This is a genomic window from Streptomyces sp. JK94, assembly GCF_053613315.1.
In genome coordinates this window covers 1-20,490 of record NZ_JBSICH010000027.1, presented here as the reverse complement: position 1 = coordinate 20,490, position 20,490 = coordinate 1, and the positions used below count along the sequence as shown (strand labels likewise).

Below are 20,490 nucleotides of genomic sequence, written 5' to 3'. Positions count from 1 at the left end.
ATCCACTCCTACTCCCGTTGCCCGCCCAGGGGTTGCACGCGACGTCGGATCTCCCGTCACTCGCTCGGGCGAGCAGTCGCAGGACAGCGCGCCAGGAGCGGCAGGCGTGAGTGAGGCCGCCCCTGACGGCGCGGGCACGTCAGCAGGAACGCACGAAGGCGGCGAAGCGGTCGAGCGCCTCCTCGATGCTCTCCGGGCCGAGCGCGCTGCACGACAGGCGCAGACAGCGCAACGGCCCGACACCGGTTCCGGTGCCCGCTGCCGCGGCGCCGTAGAAGTGGTGCAGTGGCGTCCAGAGCACCCGGTGCTCGCGCGCCGAGCGTTCCAGTACCGCGCCGGTGACGCCGAACGGAACCCGGACGACGACGAAGAAGCCGCCCTCGGGACTGTTCCCGCTCACCCCGGACCCCGACGGGTCGGGGAAACGGCGGGCGAGCCCGTCGACGATCCGGTCGAGGCCGACCCGGTACACCTCGCTCTTCCGTTCGTTGGCGTGGACCAGGCTGCACCCGTGCTCCAGCAGCCGGCCTCCGGCCGCGGCCTGGGCGATGGGCGAGGTGTTGACGGTGACCATGCTCTTGGTTGGCGAGCAGGTCGGCCAGGCAGGGCCCGCCCTCGACGGGCTGGTCGGCCACCGCGTCGCCGATCCGCACGCCCGGGAACACCGTCTTCGCCAGCCAACCGGGATGGATGACCCGGCGCCCGGTGTCCAGGGCCTTGAGGGTCGGCAGTCACCCCGAAGGCTCGCCAGTTCGGCCGGTACGACACGCTCATGTCCGCTACGGCAAGGCGAAGAAGGGGCAGCCGCCGCGGCGCCGGAACGTGCTGTCGGTGATGGGCTGGGCCGACGAGACGGTCGAGGACTACGTCGAGGACGTCCGGCCACGCTTCGGGTTCCCCGATCACCCAGCCCTGTGGATCACCGAACGCTGGGGAGGCATGCAGCCAAGCTCGATCAACGACCGGTTCGAGGCGTACCGAGACGCGCTAAAGCTCCCAAAAGCCCTAGTTCCGCACTCAATTCGCATTCTTACGTCACGCATCCGACCGAGGACGGGGTGGACCGGCGCTTCATTCAGCAGCAGGTCGGTCACGAGTGCGACAGCTCCACGGCCATCTACACGCGCGTCAGCGACGACTTCGTGAACACCGCCCTGAGCAGGGCCCTGGCCCCGGCGTTCGCCGGCGTCCGACGAGGAAGGCCCCGATGATGGCCGCCGAGATCTACGTCCACTGGCACGCGGGCCGCCCGAAGAGCGAGCTGGCTGCGTCACGGTGATGGGGACGGGAAACAGGGGGCCGGCCGTGGTCTCCCACTCGTCTGATGCTGTTGGGCGGTCACCTGGTGTCCGCCTCGGCGGGGTGCCGCACGGACGCGGGGGGTCGGCGGAACGTGGGTTGCCACCAGTTCGCCCGGCCCGCCATCCGCATCGCCGCCGGGACGAGTACACCCCGCACGACCGTGGCGTCGAGGACGACGATCGCGGCCATCGTCGCGCCGAGCACCACCAGGAGACTGACCTGTGACAGCATCAGTGCGCCCATGCTGACGGCGACCACCAGCGCGGCGGCAGTGAACAGCCGGCCGGTGTGTTCGATGCCGAACACGATGGAAGCGGTGTTCTGCCGCGTTCGCCGCCATTCCTCCGCCATGCGGGAGACGAGGAAGACCTCGTAGTCCACGCAAAGGCCGAACGCCAAGGCGGCGGCCAGCAGCGGCATGGTGATCTCCAGCGTGCCCTGGCCTTCTCCGGCCGGGTGCCCGAGCACCTGCAACTGCTGGAAGAGCAGCACCATCAGACCGAGTGCCGCACCGATGCTGAAAGCGCCCAGGACCGCGGCCTTGAGCGCGACCAGCAGACTCCGGGTGAAGGTCAGCAGCATGATGAACACACCGCTGAGCATCAGCGTCGTCCACTGGCCGAGGGCGCCCGTCACGGCGTGCCGGGTGTCGGCGAAATGCACCGCTGCCCCGGCGACCTGCGCCGGCCCGGGCGCGGCGGTGTCGCGCACCGCGTCGACGAGCGTGGCGGTGCTCGGTGACTGGGCTGATTCCGTTGCGAACACCACGACCAGTGTTCCGCGCTGGGCAGTGGCCGCTCCGGCGTCCCGTGCTTTGATGAGTCTTCCCTCGGTGTAGTCCCCGGCCGCGGTACTCACCCGGGCTGCGCCGGGCAGCGCCGCCAGGTGCCTGGCGTAGGCGTCCAGGCGCGCCGCGTCGGCCGCTGGGTCCGTGCGCGGGAGCACCACCGTCAGTTGATGGTCCGGTGGGTGAGCGAAGTCCGTCCGGGTGGTCTCCGCGACCCTCCGGGCCTCGGCATGGTGCGGCAGGATGGATTCGTCCATCAACGCGGGCCGCAGCCCGGTGACGGGCAGAGCCAGTCCCAGCAGCAGAGCGGAACCGGCCAGCGCCCACAGCAGGGGCCGCCTGGTCACCGTGACAGCGACCCGTCGCCAGGCAGGACTGCCCGACGGCTCCGCGGCGCTCCGCCGCCAGGGGAAGAGGCGGGACGGCTTCACAGCGTCGAGCCGTCCGCCCAGGGCAGCCACCAGGGCGGGGACAAGGAACAGGGTGCCCACCGCGCAGAACGCGACGACGACGAGCGAGGCGGTTGCAAGCGAGCGGATCAGCCCCAGCGGGAAGAGAAGCAGCGCCGCCATGCACCACGCCATCGTCAGGGCGCAGAAGATCACGGCTCGGCCGGTAGTCGACATCGCCCGTCCGACCGCCGCCTCCGCATCCAGGCCACGGGCGCGCTCCTCCCGGTACCGGGAGAGGGTGAACAAGGCGTAGTCGACGGCCAGGCCGAAACCGAGGGCACAGCTGAGGTTCACGGCGAAGACCGAGACCGGCATCAGTCGGCTTACGATCGCCAGCACGGCCAGGGCCCCCGAGACTGCGGTCACACCGATCCCCAGGGGTACGAGCGTGGCACCCAGAGAGCCGAAGGCCAGCGCCAGGACCAGGAACGTCACCGGCAGGCTGAACAATTCCGACCGCAGCAGATCGTGATTCGCCTGGTCGGTGGCGGACACGTTCACCCAGGCGGGGCCGGTCACCGACAGCGTCAGCCCCGAAACGGCGGCCCGCAAGGTCGGGACCAGGGTGCGCGCGATGCGGGCGGCCTCGGATTCTCCGCCCTCGAGATCGATGCGCAGCAACGCGCCCCGGCCGTCGGCGGCACGGAGCGGATCCAGCCCGGTGTTCCAGTACGACACTGCCGACGCGACCCCCGGGGACCGGGCAGCCAGCTCGGTCAACCGCAGGCCCTCCTCCGCCACCTCGTGTGAGTCGACCGGGCGGCTGGAGCGCGCGTACAGGAGCAGGTCGGGTGTGCCCGCCGCGAACTTCTGGGCCGCGGCCTCGGCCCGCTGGGCGGCCGTCCCGTCGGCGGTATATCCGCCGTTGGACCACGACTGGCCCATGCTCAAGCCCACGAACGCGCACAGTACGAGCAGACAGGCCGCTGCCCCGAGTACCCACCGGCAGTGCCGGAACGACCACCGTGCCACTGCGCCCAAAGCGTCACCTCTGTCGCGGCCCGCAGCGAGTGTGAGCCCCGACCGGCAGGTTTCGACCCGACCGGTGGCGTGCTGTGCGTGTGGACGCGATTGCGTAGCGACGCGGTGTTCTGCCGGGCCCCCTCCCGCAGTCGGCTCCGCGGTTCCGGTCATGTCGTCGGACATCGGCCACACTGTCCCTTCTGAATAGGCGGATGCGTGCTGGCACGTCGTGTTCTGAGCCGGGCCGGGACTGCTGCCAATGCCCTGGTCACCACGGCGGATACGTCCTCTCGTCCGGCGTGTGCCGAGTCGTGCGTGCGTGCGAGACCCGGCGTGCCTCTTCCCGGAACGGGCCGCCGTCGGTCTCGCGATGCGGATTCGATACGGTCCGTCGCAAGGGCGCTCCGACGGGACGGACCCGTGCGCCGTCGCAGGCTTCAGGGGACGGCCGGTCCGCTTTCGGTCCCCGCCCGCCACGCCGTCCCCACGGCGAGGTGCCACCGGTGCCAGTGCTCGGAATCAGACGTGCGCCGCGCCGGACTGCCCGGGCCGAGGCCTGGCTGCCGACCTCGCGACGGTGACAGCCGCCGTGCGGCGGCCGCACTCGGTACGCGCCTGGCGGCCCCGTGGGGCAGGGCTGGAGTGATGCGGTCCTCCTGGTCAGCCGTAGGCAAGGGGCCTCGGTCTCGGCACGGCGAACGATCGTCGCAGGTAGTTCTGGTCGATGTCTTCCGGCTCATGCCATGGGCCGACGGCGTCGAGGAACCGGCTGCGGTCGTAGCGACGACGCAGGTGCGTGTATCTGCTGATACCGGCAACGGCATCGAGGGCAAGCCTCTCCACCGGGTCGTGATGCGGCGGATCCTTCGTGAATTCGACCTTCAGCCGGGGGCAACATGCCTGGAGTGCTGCGGTGATCATTCCTACAGTCGTTTCATGAGGATGGACCACGTGGAAGGTGCTGATCAGCTCCGCCGACCGGTGCCGGCCGATACGAACCATCGCTGCCGCCGCATGCTCCACCTGGACCACGTTGACGCCCGCCTCCGGATCGCCTTGCAGACGCAGGTTCAGTGAATCGCCACCGGTCATGGCGACAAGGGCGTCAATGTTCTCCTCGTCGTCGAGCAGGGCAAGCTTCGCTCCGATGTCGGTGAAGGGATGGCTGGGCGCTCCAGGGGCGATGGGGCGGTCGGACACGAGCACGCTGGGACGGAGAACGGTGACCGGATGCCGGTACTGGTCTGCCCAGCTGTGGACGGCCAGCTCGGCCTGGTACTTCGACGCCTCGTACGGGGTGAGGAAACCGTGGCTCTCGTCGAGGTCGTCCTCGTAGACGGTTCCGTTGAGACGGGCGCCGGCGACGTACGCGGTGCTGATGTGCCGTACGCGCGTCGACGGGCCGGCCGCTCGGGCGAGTTCCAGAACGTTCCGGGTTCCCATCACGTTGGTGCGATGCAGTTCGTGGGGCAGGCCCAGCATGTCGATGGACGCCGCGCAGTGCCAGATTTCGTCGATCGAGGCGGCTAGGCCGGCATGGGTTGTGGGGTCGAGTCCGAGTGTGGGGTGCAGCAAGTCGTAACGCACCGCGTGGACTCGTCGCGTGAAGTCCTCGAGAGGGGTCACCCTTGTGGCCTGGGTGGCGGTACGCAGCCGACGCAGTGCGGTGTTTGGTTCGTCGCGGACGAGGGCCACGACGTCTCGCCCGGAAGCGAGCAGTTCGCTCAGGAGGTGGGAGCCGAGGAAACCGGTTGCTCCGGTCACTGCAGTCAGCATGCAGCAGTCCTCCGGTCGGCGGGAGGAGGTGACGAACGCCGGTCTGCGAGGGGGAGGCTGCTCGTTGCCGTTGTCGTACCGGTGAGTGTCAGGAGGAGCAAGGGGGTGTTCCCGTCGTCGCGTCGTGGGAGCGGAGCGCTGACTCGGCGGTCGTGGGCGGGGTGGCCTTGGTGGAGGTCTCGTGACCGAGCCGGATGAGAGCACGTCGGGCCAGGTCCGTGATGTCCTGGGCATTGAGGATCTCCAGCGTCGGCAGCTCGCAGCCGAGACGGCGGCGGGTGGCGACGACTGCCTCGACGGCCATCAGGGAGTCCAGGCCCAGCTGGTCGAGGCGGCGGTCGCGTTCGAGGCGGTCAGCGTCGGTCTGCAGGATGTCGGCGAGGACCTGGGTGATCGCGTCGGCGGCGATCTTCAAGGCTTCTTCCGAGGTAGCGGTGGCGAGCTGACGGCGTAGCCGGTCCGGGCCGTCGTCGGTGGCGGTGTGGGCGGGGATGAGGCCGGCCAGCCGGGGGCCACGCACGGCGGGCATCATGCTGCTGATACGCCCCCAGTCGATCTTGGCGGCGGCGGTGACGTCAGCGTCGCGGGCGACGGCGTCCTCCAGGGCGGCGCAGGCTTCGTCGGGGGTGAGGGCGTCCAGCCCCAGCCTCTCCATCACGTCCGTGATCTGGTGGCGTGCCGCGTAACCGGTGTCCCCGACCGCGCCCCAGGCGACTGCGGACCCGGCCTTCCCGGCGTGGTGTCGGGCACGCGCGAGGGCTTCGAGATAGCTGTTGGCCGCAGCGTAGTTGGCCTGGTAGGCGTTGCCGAACCAGGCGGTCGCCGAGGAGCACATCGCGAACAGGTGCGGATCGCGGTCCCGGGTGAGGGTGTCCATGAGAGCCGCGCCGAGCATTTTGGGTTCGACGGCGGTACGCAGCCGCTCGTCGCTGAGTTCCACCAGGGGCGCGTCGTCGAGACGCATCGCGGCGTGGATCACGCCTCCCAGCGGGTGGTTGCCGGTGTCGATGGTTTCAAGGACGCGGCGCAGGTCCGCTTCGCTGGTGACGTCGGCGGCGTGGGCGGTCGCGGTGGCGCCGCGGGCCGCGAGGGCCTGGACGAGCTCGGCCGCGCCGGGAGTATCGGGGCCGCGCCGACCCAGAAGGGCCAGGTGACGAGCGCCGTGGGAGGCGAGGCGGTGGGCCATGGCCGCGCCGAGGCCGCTGAGACCGCCGGTGATCAGGTAGGTCCGGTCGGGGGACAGCTCCAGGGGCGGGGGCGGCTGTTCGACAGCGGGTGATTCGTCGAAGGTGATGACGACCTTGCCGACATGCCGGGAGCGTTGCAGGGCGCGCAGCGCCTCACCCACACGGGGAGCGGGGTAGGTCAAGTGCGGAAGGGGCCGGTACGTGCCGTCGGAGATCCGCTGAGCCACCTCGTCGAAGCACGCTCCGGCCTGCGGCAGACGGTGAGTGATGAGCTGGTGGGCGTCGATCCCGAAGAAGGCGACGTTGTTGGCGAAAGGCCGCATTGCCAGGGGCGTTGACGCGTAGATGTCACGCTTCCCGAGTTCCAGGAAGCGTCCTCCTGGCCGCAGCAGTTCCAGGCTGCGGGCGATGGCTTCACCGGCGAGGGAGTTGAGGACCACGTCGACTCCCTCGCCCGCAGTGAGGTCGCGGACGTGTTCGGCGAAGTCAAGCGTGCGGGAGTCGAAGACGTGCTGTACGCCGAGCATGCGCAGTAGGTCACGCTTGGCGGGGGTGCCGGCGGTGGCGATGACCGTGGCACCGCGCGCGTGGACGAGCTGGACGGCAGCCAGGCCGACACCACCGGCTGCGCCATGGACAAGCACGGTCTCGCCCGGTTGCAGGCGGGCCAGTCGTTCCAGGGCGTGGTGGACGGTGAAATAGACCACAGGCAAGGTGGCGGCCGCGGTGAAGGACATGCCGTCCGGCATCCTGCCCACGAGCCGGGCCGGAGCGGACACCTGGGAGCTGAGGCTGCGGGGGGCGAGCGCGTAGACGCGGTCGCCGGGGGCGAGGTGCGTGACCCCGGCCCCGACGGCCGTGATGGTGCCCGCGCATTCCAGTCCCGCCGCCGGCCCCTTCGGAAGGGCCACCTCGGCCCCCGGTGGCAGGAGACCCGCGGCGAGCATGACGTCGCGGTAGTTCAGGGCCGCTGCCCGGACGGCGATGGTCACCTCATCGTCTGCGGGCCGACGGGGGCGGTCAAAGGCCCACATCGGTCGCGGGTGCAGACCCGGCTCGTCCAGACGCAGGGTGTACGGGGTGTCGGGTCCGGCCGGTACGGTGACCGGGCGGGTGGGGACGACGCGGGGGACGAACCGTCCGCCGTGGGTCAGAACGACTTCGTCTTCGGTATCGGGGTGGAGCAGCTCCACCGCCAGGCGCTCGGCACCGGCCTCGGAGTCGTGGGAGACGCGCCGTACGGTGATGTGCGGGTGCTCGTTGGCGAGAGATCGGGCGGCACCCCACAGGGCCGCGTCCTGGGGGGCCGTTGGGTGCTCGGGAGCCGGGTGCAGGCCGCTGGGGCGGGTGATGATCCACAGGTCGGCCTGCGTGCCGGAGGGCAGTGCGGCACAGGAGGCGGCGAGGGTACGCAGAATGGCGAGTCGTTGGACGGCTTGCTCCGTCATCGCTGCTGCGTCGTTGGCCGGCGCCTCGGCGTCGAAGATCACTGCCAGACGAGGGGGCTGTTGCCCGGTGGTGTCGGTCCAGGCATGGGGGGCCTCCTCCACGGTGGTGAGGTGTGCGGTGGCGCCCAGCCGGGTGAGAGCGGCTGTTAGGGCCGTGGCGCGGACGCTGTCGGGTGATTCGGCGGCGACGATCCAGGGCGTCTCCTCAGCGGTCGCCGGGGACGTGTTCCGGCGGGGCGGGCCCTCGTCCCGTGGGCCACGGCGAGCGCACAGCACGGAATACGCGAGCTCCGCGGCGGGCCGGTCGTGGCCCAGCTGGGCGACCTCGTCGAAGCCGCAGGCGTGCAGCAGCGGCTGCCAGGCATCGGCGGGCAGCAGCGGTGAGGTGGACCGCAGATCCGTGTCGGTGAAGTTCCAGAACCCCGCCAGCGGGCCGAAGACGGGGGCGAGTTCGGAAGGGTCGTGGGTCTCGAAGACCAGCAGCTGTCCACCGTCGGTGAGCAGTCGGCCGATGCGGCTGAGGCTCTGGCGCAGGTCGCGGGTGGCGTGCAGGACGTTCGTGGCGATCACCACGTCGTACGAGTCGTCGTTGAAGCCCTGTTCGGCAGGGTCGGTGTCCAGGTCCAGACAGCGGTAGTCGACGAAGTCGTAACCGGCGAAGCGGGACCGGGCGACGGGGAAGAAGCCGGCCGACAGGTCGGTGAACGTGTAGGCGGTGCGCTCTGCCGGCAGCTCCGAGAGCAGTACGGCGGTGGTGCTGCCGGTGCCGGCGCCGACCTCCAGTACGCGCAGGGGACGGTCGGCCGGCCAGGCGCGGACCTGCTCCCTCATCAGGGCGCGCACTAGGCCGTTGTGGTAACGGGGCTGGGCGGCGTCGCTGTAGAAGTACTCGATCAGATGGCGGTCGGGCTCGTCGAACAGGAGCTCCAGCGGATCGCGCGTACCTCGCAGGACCTCGGAGAGGTGTAGGCAGCACCGGCCGAACAGGGAGGTCGCCACCGCCTGTTGAGGGAAATCGCGCAGGACTTGGGCGAAGAGGTTCTGGGACCGTGTGTGCTCAGGCAGGCGCCAGCGTCCGAGCCCGCCCGTCCCAGGCCCTTCGAGACGGTGCACGGTCCCCCGCGCGGTGTCCGCAAGGAGGGCGGCCAGTCTTGCGTACCCGGGCAGCATGCCCCCGGCGATCAGGTCGTCGGTGTCGAAGGTCCTGAGGTCCGGGAGCAGACGGTCGAAGGCGTCGGCGATCAGATGCGCGCAGCATTCGCGCAGGCGCTGTACAGCCTCGTCGCTCCTTTCGAGGCGCCAGGTCTCTTCCAGCCGGTCGTGCTCGGGGCGGCAGGCCGCAGCCAGCTCGGTGGGAGTGGGCAACGGTGCGGGGCGGTCGCGGTCGGGGACTGCGGCGCGGTCGTCGTCGCCGGGCCGCGGTGCGGCGCGCAGGACTGCGACCAGGTGCTGGACTGGTTCGGTGGGGGTGTTGTTCGTGCGGCGAAGTCGGCAGCCGGCCAGTTCCAGGCAGACCCGGCCCTCGGTGTCGGTAAGGGTGATGTCCCAGCACAGTTCCTGCTCGTTGCCGCCCCGGGATCGCACGTGGACCAGGCCGTCGGCGGGCGGAGTGTGCCACACGCGCAGCGCCTCGACGGCGACCGGCAGGTACGGCAGGTACGCCCGGTTGGCGAAGGTCATGGCCGCGCCGGCCTGGAGGGCTCCGTCGAGGAGCGCGGGGTGGACGTGGTAGCCGTCGGGTGCCTCGCCCAGGGTGTACGCGGCCAGGGCTTCATTGGGGGCGGTGTGGAGTTCGGTCAGGACCTGGAAGGCCGGACCGTAGACGAGTCCACTGCGCCGGGCACGGTCGTAGTGCTCCGTGGCATCCAGGCGTGTGGAGACGCGGGCCCGCAGGGAAGCGAGGTCGAGAGCCGTGGGTTCGCCGCGCAGCAGACGCTGCACGCGGGCGCGGGCGTACGGCTGCCAGGGCACCTTGTCGTCGGTGCGGGCGGCGATGTCGACGGACCGGTCCGCCGGGTTCACCGACACCTGCAGGTGCACGTCCCGTTCGTCGTCGTGCCACGGCAGGTCGAGGGCGCGGGTGATGAGCAGGTGGTTCACCTCGACGGCGGTGCCGTGCACGAGGTGACCGGCGGCCAGCGCCATTTCCAGGTAGGCGGTGGCGGGCATGACCACGGCCCCGGAGACCTGGTGGTCGGACAGCCACGGCAGACGGGAGGGCTCCACCAGAGTGGACCAGGTGGGCTGCTGGACCGGGACAGGGGCACCGAGGAGCGGGTGCTGGACGGGGCCCGTCTCCCCGGTGACCCGCAGCCACCACTGCGGGTCACCGTGCCAGTGGGGTTCGCGCTGCCAGGGGTAGGAGGGCAGCTCGACGGTTCGGCCGGGGTGGGAGAAGAACGTCTCCCAGTGGACACGGGCACCGGCGGCCAGCAGGTGCGCGGCGGCGGTGTCCACGGCCGCCCGCCCGGACGTGGTCCGGGCACAGGTGGGTACGGCCAGGCCGGGGTGCTCCTCTGCCTGAAGGGCTTTGCGCAGATAGGGCCGCAGGACGGGGTGAGAGCCGATTTCCACGAAGGTGTCGTGGCCCTCATGGAGCAGTGCGTGCAGGGCCGGGCGGAACAGGACGGGTTCGCGCACGTTGCGCCACCAGTAGTCGGCGTCGAGATCCTCACCTGGGCAGACCGCGCCGGTGACGGTGGAGATGAACGGGATGCGGGTGGCCCTGGGGCGCAGTTTCCCCAGTGCCCGCATCAGGTCGTCGTGCACGGGATCCATGGCGCGGCTGTGGAAGGCGTAGTCCAGGTCGAGAAGACGGAAGAACACTCCACGTGTCTCCAAGGCGTCACCCAGAGCGAGCAGGTCGTGCTCGGACCCGCTCACGGTCACGTCCTCCGCGCCGTTGACGGCCGCGATCTCCAGCGTGCCGCCGAAGGGCGCCAGTTCCTTGACCGTGTCATCCACCGGCAGGCCGACCGCGGCCATCCGTCCCCGGCCGCGCGTGGCGGCCTGCGCGTGACTGCGTGCTGCCACCACGCGGGCTGCCGTGTCGAGGTCGAGCGCGCCGGCGGTGAGCGCGGCGGCGATCTCCCCCACGCTGTGTCCCACAACGGCGGTGGGACGGATACCGCGAGCAGCAAGTGCCTCCACCAGGGCGCTCTGGAAGGCGAACAGCAGAGGCTGCGCGATCTCCGTGGCGTGGACGCGCTCTGGGTCGGCGGCTTCCATCTCCTCGCGCACCGACCAGCCCAGGTGGGGTGCGAGGGCATCGTCGGCACGCGCCACGGCGGCACAGAACGCAGGGTCTTCGCGCAGCAGATCGGCGCCCATCCCGGCCCACTGGCAGCCGTTGCCGCTGAACGCGAAGACTACTCGCCCGTCCCGGACCGCTTGCGCCTCGGCGCAGCCGCCCGGCAGCGGCCGGGTGTCCTCGCTGACAGCGGCCAGCGCCGGTACGGCATGCCCGGGGCCGGAGGCCAGCACCACCGCTCGGTGGTGGTATGCGGTGCGGCGCCTCGCGGCGGTCCACGCCGCGTCGTAGAAGCCCTGTGCTGTCTCGCCTTCCAGGCGCCGGGCCATCCGGACGGCAGCGGCCTTGAGCGCCTGGGGGGTGCGGGCGGAGACCACGACCGGCAGCGGCCCGTGCCGGGGAGGCTCGGGTGCCTGTTCGGCCGCGGGAGTGCGCGGGGGAACGGTGAGGACGGCATGGGCGTTGGCACCGCCGAACCCGAAGCAGTTGACGCCGACAACCGGCCGGTCCACGTCCAGAGGCGTCTCCTGCGTGCAGGGAAGCAGATTCCAGCCGTCGAAGTCGATCCGGGGGTTGAAGGGAGCGGCGTGCAGGGTCGGCGGGATACGGCGGTGCTTGAGGACCAGCATGGCCTTGAGCAGCCCGGCCATGCCGGAAGCGGCTTCCAGGTGACCGGTGTTGCTCTTGACCGAACCGATGGGCAGAGCGCTTGTGGTGCGCCGTTCGCCCAAGGCTCGCCCGATGGCCTCGCACTCGATCGGATCGCCGACTGGCGTGCCGGTGCCGTGGGCTTCCAGGTAGGAGACCTCATCCGGGCCGACCTGCGCCCGGGCGTACACCTGTTCCAGCAGGGACGCCTGGGAGCGGGCGCTGGGCAGTGCCAACCCAGTGGTGCGGCCATCGCTGTTGACGCCACTGGCGAGGATCACCGCATGGACGCGGTCACCGTCGGCCAAGGCGTCGGAAAGGCGCTTGAGGGCCACCATGCCGCCCCCTTCGGCGCGGACGTATCCATCGGCGTCGGCCGAGAAGGGCCGACACAAGCCAGTGGGCGACAGCATCGAGGCGGAGGAGAAACCGGTGAACGCGAAGGGGCTGAGCAGAACGCTGACGCCACCGGCGAGCGCGGTGCGTGCCTGTCCCGTCCGCAGCACCTCACAGGCCTGGTGCACAGCGGTCAGCGCTGAGGAGCACGCGGTGTCCACCGTCATGCTTGGCCCGTTCCAGTCGAGCAGATGCGAGATGCGGTTGGCGGCGTTGGTGGCCGCCAGGCCGGCCATGGTGTGGGCGTCGGGGGGATTTCCACCGCAGGTCTGCAGGTCGGCGTAGTCATGGCTGGACATGCCGATGAACACCGCGGTATCCGATCCGGTGGACGCGGCGTGATCGATGCCTGCATCGTCCAGTGTCTCGATCGCCATCTCCAGCAGCAGCCGGTGCTGGGGGTCCATGCGGGCCGCCTCACGGGGCGAGATCCGCGTGAAGTAGCCGCTGTCGAATCCGGCGACATCGTCCAGGAAGCCGCCGTCGGAGGTGTAGCTCTTGGTGGCCTTGCGGCGCTGCTTGTCAACGAAACGGGAGGCGTCGAAACGGTCGGCCGGCACCTCGCCCACCAAGACGCGACCGTCACACAGCGCCTCCCACAACTCCTGCAAACCTGTGACGGAACCCGGCAGTCGGCAGGAGGCGCCGATGACGGCCACCGCAGGGCTGTGGGCGTGGGACGGGTCCGCAGTCACAGAGGATCTCCCGATGGGTAGCAAGATGAGGGGCCAAGCGCGGCATGGCCCTCCCGAGTCGCCCCGTCGAGCGCTTGTGGGTCAGTCGTCGGAGGATGCCCGCGTCTCCAGGTGAACGCGGCTGGGGCTGGTCCGTAGCGGAACTCCTCTGATTTTCACCAGATCGGGGAGAGCAGCCGTCCATTTCACCGGTCACCGCCCCTCGCCCGAGTGAACGCGGGCCTGGATCCTCCGCCCGAGCCGGTATGGTCGCCGCCGCGGTGAACCGTCGTGCTCCGGCGTGTCCACCTGCGTTCGCTCGTGTCCATCGGTGTGCCCTCAGCGAGAGGAACATGTCGCCTGTGGCTGGCTCCTCTCCGCCCCGTGCCGCGAGCGACCGCGAGCGTCACAAAGTGCCGCCAGCCACGACACGCCCGTGGAGTCCCTCTTGTCTCATGGAGCAGTGCGCCAAGTGCTTGGCCGTCCGAGTCGAGCGCGTCGACCATGGCCAGCCGCCAGTGTGCACCCAGATGGACTTCGTCCCGTGGCCGTGGCAACTGACACCGTTACTGGCCTCGGCCCCCCGTACGCCGCCCCATCGCCCTGTCACGAACTCCTTTCCGACCCGGCCCACCCGCCCGGCGAACCGGTCCAAGGAGTCTCGGTGGCCCCGGGCGACCGCCGTTCCATACACCAGACAACCCGTAGAGGACCACGATGGACACTCCACGTCACACCAGCAGTCCTCTGGACAACTGGCTGGTGCGTGCTGGAGCCACGACCGGCTTCGTTCTCGATTTCCATGGGACGCTTCGAGACCCCGATCTGCTCATTCGGCGTACTCTGCACCGGGCCGCAGCACTACCCGCTCTCCGACATGTACCGCCCGCGCCCCGCTCGCGCCACTGGACCACACGCAAGGAGCCCCTCGGCCCGGATCCTCATGTGCGCCACCACGTCCTCGCGCGTCACGCGGACCTGCACATGGTCACCGGGGACCTGCTGCGGCTGCCTTTGCCCGATGGCCCGCACCCCCCCTGGGCCGTGTGGATCGTCACTGACGCCCATCATCAGCGGTTCCGGGTCTGCTACCGGGTCCACCACGGACTTCAGGACGGAGCAAGCGCCGCGCACACGGCCCTCACACTGATCGCGGACCAGCACACCCCCGGGCCCCATCCCTACCAACCCGCTCGACCCACGCTCGTCGGTGCCCTCCTCACCGTGCGGGGATTCCTGGGCAATCTCCGCCACGAGCGCCACTGGCCGCGTCTGCCCGTACAGCTACCGAACTCGATCGACTGGGTGTATGAGGAACTGCCCGAAGAACGGCTTCGCCGACTGGGCAACGCCTGGAACGCCACGGTCAACGACGTGTGCCTGGCCGCAATCGCCCAGGCCATGCGTGAATGGCGCGCTTCCTCCCGGTCCTGTCCGGACTTGCCCGTCATCATGCCGATGACCCTGCGCCAGAAGCACGAACCGTACGCAGCGGGCAATCGCATTACCGCTCAACGCCTGCTGCTCCCGTGCTCAGCAGCGAGCTTCGGGGAGGCCCTGCACGCGGTACGCCGACAGACCGACGCCTTACGCATCCACCGAGCCCGGGACGCCGCTCGCTGGGCCATGGCAGCGCTCCCGCGCCGACTGGGCGAGCAATCCTGCACTCGCATGCTGGACGCTCAGGCTGCCCCCGTCACCACGAGCAGCATCACACTCCCGCAGACACCGACCTGCCACGGCGTCCCCTTGCACGGCGCTTCCATGCTCAATACCCCCCATACGGGATGCCCGACGTACATCTCGTTCACGCGCGCCGCAGGAACGGTACGCTGCACCGCCATTCATGGTTCCTCCCTGACCGATATGCCGTCCATCACTCGAGCCTGGGCACGTGTCATCGACCAGCAGCGCATCCACTAACTGATCGTTTCAGAATGACGTTCGGAGGCGGCGCAAGCAGATGATGCTGCAGGCGAGTCCGAGCAGTCCGAGGTGGAGGTCGGCTCGTATCTCGTAGCGGGTCCGTAGCCGTTTGAACTGGTGGAGCCAGGCGAAGGTCCGCCCCACCACCCAACGGGTCTTTCCCAGACCGGAGCCGTGCGCGGCGCCTTTGCGGGCGATCTTCGGTGTGATGCCGCGGGCCCGGAGGAGGCGTCGGTACGTGTCGTAGTCGTAGCCCCGGTCGGCGAACAGGCGCCTGGGCCGGTGACCGGGGTGGCCACGGGTCCTGCGGATGTGCGGGGTCGCGTCCAGCAGCGGCGTCAACTGCGTGACGTTCACACCGCTGCGGCCGATCCGCTCTGTGGGCACATCGGCCCAGATCACGCCCTTGCGCAGTACGTAGACGATGCCGCGCGGTGCGGCCCGGTCATCCACCGGCAACCGTCCCGGACACCGTCGACGACGCGGCGGACGAGGAGGAGCGACGGGGCCACGCGGTCCCACAGGTCATCAGACACAAGATCATCCGACACCCGCAGAAGTCTGCCGCTGACTCAACCACAGCCAAGCCCTCCGCCAGGTTCATTCTGAAACGATCAGTAAGCCGCTGACCGTACATGGCGCGCACCACGTCCGCTTCGGCACGTGCTCCGGCTGTCGGAACCTCGGCATCGTGGGAACGCGCGTATGAGTTGGTCACGCCGCGCACAAGATCGACGCGACCGGGGGCCGCAGGGGCGTGCACGGAGGCCGGATGCCCGGCGCCCCCGTCCCCGCTCCGGACCGTGCGTGGCGCCGGGAAGGGCAGAGCACGTCTTCCCGCCGATCCGGCTACCTCAACAAGCCGTTCGACCGACTTTGGTTGACATACCATTCGACCGGTTTTTATAGTCAGGTGAACGGAACGAGAGGGCGGGCGGCGGGTGTTCGTTCGCGCGATGGTTGCTGAAGGGGGAGATGGTTGTGGAGCTCGAACACGGCCCAGCCGCGCGGACGGTCGTCGTCGGTGCGATCGGCGAGTCGGCGTCCCCGGCCGACAGTTTCCTGGTGTCCATGCGCCTGAACTGTCGAGGCGTACGTGCGGTGAATCTCGGTACCGGCGTCACCCTGGAGCAGGCGACGGTGGAGCTGTCGTGCCGCCGGGAGGTGGAGGCCCTGCTGCTGATCTGCGGCGACAGTGCCAGGGGCGTCGTGCGTCAGTTGTCGGGTCTGCGAGACCTGGTGGCCGTCGGCGCGGTCAGCCGGCCCGTCTTCGTGGGCGGGGCCCGGGGCGGATCGTGGCGAGAGCTCCAGGGGATTGCCGCAAATCTGCGGCGAGGCGGGGTCACGCAGGTGCTCGCGGACCTGGCCGACGCCGCGTACCTGCTTCCCGTGCGGCGTCCGGCGGTCCGCGACGTGTCGCCTTCCGCTCGTTCGGCCGGGATCGTTTCCGGAGTCGCCTGAGGGTCGTTGAGATCCCCTGCAAGCCATCCGACCGCATTTTTAGCGAGGCTGACGACCATGGCGAGACAGGAGCGATCCGAACGCACGATGGAGCGGCTCGTGGTGGCAGCCGCCGATCAGTTCGCTTCTCAGGGGTTCGTCAAGGCGTCACTGGCGGATGTGAGCAGATCGGCCGGCGTGACCAAGGGTGCCCTCTTCTTCCACTTCTCGACCAAGGACGAACTCGCCGACGCGGTGCTGGTCCGCGCCCAGGACGTGCTCGAGACGATGGTGGAGGAGATGTGCGAGACCGAACCGGTCTTCCTTCAAGTCGTGGTGGACATGACGCACGCCCTCAATCGGCTCCTTCGTGACGACGCGTTCGTCATGGCGAGCGTGCGCATCACCCGTGAGCGGGTGAACGACCGCCCCGCACCACTCGACTTCTACCCGCTCTGGCTCGGCCGGCTGTGGCAGCTGTTGGACGAAGCGCGCGGCAACGGGGAGCTCGGACGGTCCGTGGCCGACGCGTCGGCTCGCACCATGGTGACGGCGGCCGTGTCCGGAGTGGAGACGCTGACCTGGACGAGGGCGTCGCGCGTGGAGACCGAGAAGTGGCTGAACGATCTATGGGAATTGGTCCTTCCACTCCTTAAGGTGGAGGACGAGAAGCGGACGGCGGGCGCTGCGGCTCCGCTCGCACAGGCTCCATCGCTCAAGAAACGGTACTGAGGGGCGCACCGACTGTTTCAGCGGCCGTGGCTGATCGCTGCAAGGGGGAGTTCGGACATGGGCACGCTGGCAGGCAAGACGGCACTGGTCACGGGGGCCAGCCGGGGTATCGGACGGCAGATAGCACGGAAGCTCGCCGGGGAGGGCGCGTTGGTCGCCGTCCACCACGGCAGCAACGAGGAGGCTGCGAGAGAAACACTCGACCTCGTCCACCGTGACGGTGGACGGGCGTTCCCGGTCCGGGCGGAACTGGGAGTGCCCGGGGACGTCGAGACGCTCTATGCCGGCTTGGACGCGGGGCTGGCACGGCAGGGGCAAGGACCCGACCTCGACATACTGGTCAACAACGCAGGAATCAGCGGGTCAGCGAGGATCGAAGAGGTGACGCCGGAACTCTTCGACCGGCTCGTCGCCGTGAACTCCAGGGCGCTGGTGTTCCTCGTCCAGAGGGGACTCAAGTACCTGCGTGACGGAGGCCGCATCATCAACATCTCGTCCGCCGCCACGCGGATCGCCTATCCCGAGTCCATCGTGTACTCCATGACCAAGGGAGCCATGGACACCTTCACCCTGGCCCTGGCCAAGGAGCTCGGCGACCGGGGCATCACGGTGAACGCCGTCAATCCGGGCTTCGTGGAGACGGACATGAACGCGGGCAAGCGGTCGTCCCCGGAGGCGTGCGCCCAGTTGGCCAGTTGGTCCGCTCTCGGGCGCATCGGCCAGCCCTCCGATGTGGCCGACATCGTTGCCTTCCTGGCGTCCGACGTCTCCCGCTGGGTCACCGGGCAGTGCATCGACGCGAGCGGCGGCTCACGTCTGTGAGGCATCACGCCGACGGGCCGATCACCCTGAGGCGATCGGCCCGCGCAGTGTCCCGTGCTCAGCCCACCGCGACCGCGGGCCGAGCCGTGGCGGGCAGGCCGAGGGAGGCATGCAGTTCCGGCGAACCCGACGGCTCGAACCTCGCGACTCTGCGGGGCGGAACGATCCCCGGCAGGAGCAGCGACCACATGTCGGCGACTCGCTCGTGCAGGTCCTCACGTCCACTGCGGACCTGGGACATGATCTGTACGCCGGCGAAGGCGCCGACGGCGAAGACGGCCACGTCGCCGATGTTGACCTCAGGCCTGACGTCGCCCCTGCCCTGTGCCGGGGCGAGGCAGTCCGTGATCGTCTCGATCCACTTGTTGTAGACCGTCGGGTTCGGATCGGTGAACGAGCCGAGTTCGATGACCAGCCGGATCCCCGCGCGCACGCGCACGCTGGAACGCAGCTCGTAGGCCATGCGGTGCGTGATGTCGATGGCGGTCTGCACGCCCGGCCGCTCGGCGTTCTTCAGTACGGTCGCGACGTCGAACTGATCGGACATCAGCTCGTGGGCCAGGGCTTCCTTGGACTGGAAGTGGAAGTACAGAGCGCCCTTGGTCACGCCGGCCTCCCGGGAGATGTCCGTCAGGCTGGTGTTGCCGAACCCTGCCGCGTCGAAGGCCTTCGCCGCCCCGTCGAGGATCGCCTCCCGCGTGACTTCCGCCCGCTCTTGCCGTGTTCTCGCCACAACCGCCTCCTGAGTGCCGCGGTGCGGATGGTGGTCTTCCATCCTTCCGATGTTCACCGCGACTTGCACGGTGGCCAATCCTCCACTCTCTTGCCAAAAAATACCAGTCGCCTAGTATTCTTATCGTCATCAATCAGGTGCCGAACGCCTGAGTCTCTGCTGTTTTTCCTGCTCAACCCCTTGCTGTTGCGACAATGCACATCTCAGGAGGTCAGGATGACTGCGCTTCTTCAAGCCGACCGATCGGAATTCTCACCGGCCGTCATGGCGGCCGAACCCGAACTCTTCGAGCGGACCGTGCCGCGTGCGCTCGTCCACCGGACCGCGGTCTCGGAAGTGCTGCTGACCGGAGTCAGCCGTTGCCGGGAGGACGTCTATCGCATCGGTGCCCAGTGGTCACGCGGACACAGCTACTACGGAGCCGTCGCCGGCCGCTGGCACGACCCCATGCTCTTCGCAGAAACGATTCGACAGGCGGGGCTGCTCCTCGCCCACGAAGTCCTGGAGATACCTCTGGGCTTCAGTTTCCTCACCGAGACGATGTCGTTCGAGATAACCGAGGAGGGCGCCCGACTGGGCCGTCGGCCCGCCGACGTGGTCCTCGAGGTGACCCTCCACGACGTGATACGCCGCAGAGGCGTGGTCTCGGCATACGCGTACGAGGTCGTCGCCCACCGAGACGGCCGTCGGATCGGATACGGACGGCTGACCGCGAACTGCGTGAGCCCGGCTGTGTACCGCAGGCTGCGGGGCGATCGTGCGGAGGCGACCGCGCCGCGTGAGGTGCCGGACGGACTCAGCCCCGAACTGGTGGGACGCACCTGCGAGTTCGACGTCGTGTTGGGTGCCGAGTGCGTGAACGGAACACGTCCGCTGCGTGCGGAGGCCGACCACCCCGTCCTCTTCGACCACTCCGTCGACCACCAGCCAGGCATGGTGCTCATGGAGGCGGCACGGCAGGCGGCGCTCGCCGCGCTGCGGGTACCCGACGGGCTGCTCATCGGATGCGATGCCGAGTTCCGCAAGTACGTGGAATTCGATTCGCCGTGCATCGTGGCGCCCTCGGCCGATGCCGTGCGCTCGCCCTTTGGCGCCCGGGAACTCGTCGTCGACTTCCACCAGGGTGGCTCCGTCGCGGCGACCTGTGTGGTGGCGGTCCACGACGGCGCGGGGCTGTGAGCGGGCCGTCGGGCGGCTCGGTCCTCGCGGTGGGCGGCACCGGATTCATCGGCGGTGCCGGGCTCGGAGTCATGACCAGGAAGAGCGACGGCCACCCCCGCGCGCCACGGCTCCACGTCCTGGCCCGCCGGGCGCCCCCGGGAACAGGAAGCTCCGCGATACGTCATGTGCGGGGGGCCTGGCCGACCCGCGATCGTTGCGCGGTGTGTGCTCCGTACGGACACGGTCGTCCGTACGGCCGGTCACGTGGGCCGCGACTGCCGGCTGTGCCGAGACGTCAGCCACCAGGGGACACGGGCACCGCTCGAAGAGGCGCGCCGGGACGGAGTGCGGCGCTTCAGCTGCCTGAGCACGGCCTTCGTCCATGGGACGGGCCCGCACCGGGGCCCGGCCGAAGGGGAGGCGGAGCCGGCCCCGGCCTCACCCGCGAGCCACTGGAGGAGCCGGCACGCACCCTCGGCGACTGACCGGGTGGGGCGCCGGTCGCGGCGGTCGCCCCACCCGGTCAGTCGATGCCCCGGACGATGTGGGACTCCGCGGGGTCGTCGTCCACGCCGGCGAGCAGGACCACGGGTACCTGCGGAGCGCTGCCGTGGTGCCGATCGTTCTCCCTTTCCTCTTCGTCTTGCACACGCCCTCCCGGTCGGTTCAGTAGCGGTAGTGGTCCGCCTTGTACGGGCCCTCGACGTTGACGCCGATGTAGTCGGCCTGCTCCTGGCGGAGCGTGGTCAGCTTGACGCCGAGCGCGTCGAGGTGGAGGCGGGCGACCTTCTCG

The 20,490-nt window shown here is 69.6% G+C and carries 12 protein-coding genes and 1 pseudogene; 5 read left to right on the top strand and 8 right to left on the bottom strand.

Annotation, left to right across the window (positions count from 1 at the left end; translation table 11 throughout):
* Positions 1 to 139: 139 nt before the first annotated feature.
* The 4 genes from ACVV2G_RS23655 to ACVV2G_RS23640 form a co-directional block, all read right to left on the bottom strand.
* Entirely contained in the window at positions 140 to 574 is a 435-nt protein-coding gene (locus tag ACVV2G_RS23655) for an aminotransferase-like domain-containing protein (protein ID WP_453844752.1), read from the bottom strand.
* Between the two features lie 764 nt (positions 575 to 1,338).
* A complete protein-coding gene (locus tag ACVV2G_RS23650; RefSeq protein WP_453844751.1) occupies positions 1,339 to 3,438 on the bottom strand; it encodes an MMPL family transporter in 2,100 nt (699 codons plus the stop codon).
* A 726-nt stretch (positions 3,439 to 4,164) separates the two neighbouring features.
* Positions 4,165 to 5,280: an SDR family oxidoreductase gene (locus tag ACVV2G_RS23645; protein WP_453844750.1), complete on the bottom strand. Its 1,116-nt coding sequence runs from the start codon at positions 5,278 to 5,280 to the stop codon at positions 4,165 to 4,167.
* Positions 5,281 to 5,368: 88 nt separating this feature from the next.
* Positions 5,369 to 12,868: an SDR family NAD(P)-dependent oxidoreductase gene (locus tag ACVV2G_RS23640; RefSeq protein ID WP_453844847.1), complete on the bottom strand. Its 7,500-nt coding sequence runs from the start codon at positions 12,866 to 12,868 to the stop codon at positions 5,369 to 5,371.
* Positions 12,869 to 13,600: 732 nt separating this feature from the next.
* On the opposite strand from ACVV2G_RS23640, the gene ACVV2G_RS23635 reads away from it, so the two are divergent.
* Positions 13,601 to 14,806, top strand: a complete 1,206-nt coding sequence (locus tag ACVV2G_RS23635; RefSeq protein WP_453844749.1) for a wax ester/triacylglycerol synthase domain-containing protein — start codon at positions 13,601 to 13,603, stop codon at positions 14,804 to 14,806.
* Positions 14,807 to 14,815: 9 nt separating this feature from the next.
* Here the strand turns inward: ACVV2G_RS23635 and ACVV2G_RS23630 are convergent.
* Positions 14,816 to 15,360 (bottom strand): annotated as a pseudogene (locus tag ACVV2G_RS23630) (transposase).
* Between the two features lie 430 nt (positions 15,361 to 15,790).
* Between ACVV2G_RS23630 and ACVV2G_RS23625 the strand changes: the two are divergent.
* The 3 genes from ACVV2G_RS23625 to ACVV2G_RS23615 are packed head-to-tail and all read left to right on the top strand — an operon-like array spanning position 15,791 to position 17,803.
* Entirely contained in the window at positions 15,791 to 16,270 is a 480-nt protein-coding gene (locus ACVV2G_RS23625; protein WP_453844748.1) for a hypothetical protein, read from the top strand.
* Positions 16,271 to 16,327: 57 nt separating this feature from the next.
* Positions 16,328 to 16,981 (top strand): ScbR family autoregulator-binding transcription factor, encoded by a 654-nt coding sequence (locus ACVV2G_RS23620; protein ID WP_453844747.1) that lies wholly within the window; start codon positions 16,328 to 16,330, stop codon positions 16,979 to 16,981.
* A 57-nt stretch (positions 16,982 to 17,038) separates the two neighbouring features.
* A complete protein-coding gene (locus ACVV2G_RS23615) occupies positions 17,039 to 17,803 on the top strand; it encodes an SDR family oxidoreductase (protein WP_453844746.1) in 765 nt (254 codons plus the stop codon).
* Positions 17,804 to 17,861: 58 nt separating this feature from the next.
* On the opposite strand, the gene ACVV2G_RS23610 is transcribed toward ACVV2G_RS23615, so the two are convergent.
* Positions 17,862 to 18,536: a ScbR family autoregulator-binding transcription factor gene (locus tag ACVV2G_RS23610; RefSeq protein ID WP_453844745.1), complete on the bottom strand. Its 675-nt coding sequence runs from the start codon at positions 18,534 to 18,536 to the stop codon at positions 17,862 to 17,864.
* Positions 18,537 to 18,752: 216 nt separating this feature from the next.
* Between ACVV2G_RS23610 and ACVV2G_RS23605 the strand changes: the two genes are divergently transcribed.
* Positions 18,753 to 19,715, top strand: coding sequence for a ScbA/BarX family gamma-butyrolactone biosynthesis protein (locus ACVV2G_RS23605; RefSeq protein WP_453844744.1), 963 nt, complete (start codon positions 18,753 to 18,755; stop codon positions 19,713 to 19,715).
* Positions 19,716 to 20,220: 505 nt separating this feature from the next.
* Here ACVV2G_RS23605 and ACVV2G_RS23600 read toward each other — a convergent pair.
* Together ACVV2G_RS23600 and ACVV2G_RS23595 are read right to left on the bottom strand one after the other, a co-directional pair.
* Positions 20,221 to 20,346 (bottom strand): hypothetical protein, encoded by a 126-nt coding sequence (locus tag ACVV2G_RS23600; RefSeq protein ID WP_453844743.1) that lies wholly within the window; start codon positions 20,344 to 20,346, stop codon positions 20,221 to 20,223.
* A gap of 17 nt (positions 20,347 to 20,363) precedes the next feature.
* Positions 20,364 to 20,490, bottom strand: a 127-nt coding sequence (locus ACVV2G_RS23595; protein WP_453844846.1) for an adenosylhomocysteinase, incomplete at its 5' end; no start/stop codon positions are given.

Bases quoted from the DNA above. Each gene is read 5' to 3' on its own strand.
- ACVV2G_RS23645 (WP_453844750.1), bottom strand. From the start codon at position 5,280: ATGCTGACTGCAGTGACCGGAGCAACCGGTTTCCTCGGCTCCCACCTC.
- ACVV2G_RS23635 (WP_453844749.1), top strand. From the start codon at position 13,601: ATGGACACTCCACGTCACACCAGCAGTCCTCTGGACAACTGGCTGGTG.
- ACVV2G_RS23655 (WP_453844752.1), bottom strand. From the start codon at position 574: ATGGTCACCGTCAACACCTCGCCCATCGCCCAGGCCGCGGCCGGAGGC.
- ACVV2G_RS23615 (WP_453844746.1), top strand. From the start codon at position 17,039: ATGGGCACGCTGGCAGGCAAGACGGCACTGGTCACGGGGGCCAGCCGG.
- ACVV2G_RS23605 (WP_453844744.1), top strand. From the start codon at position 18,753: ATGACTGCGCTTCTTCAAGCCGACCGATCGGAATTCTCACCGGCCGTC.
- ACVV2G_RS23620 (WP_453844747.1), top strand. From the start codon at position 16,328: ATGGCGAGACAGGAGCGATCCGAACGCACGATGGAGCGGCTCGTGGTG.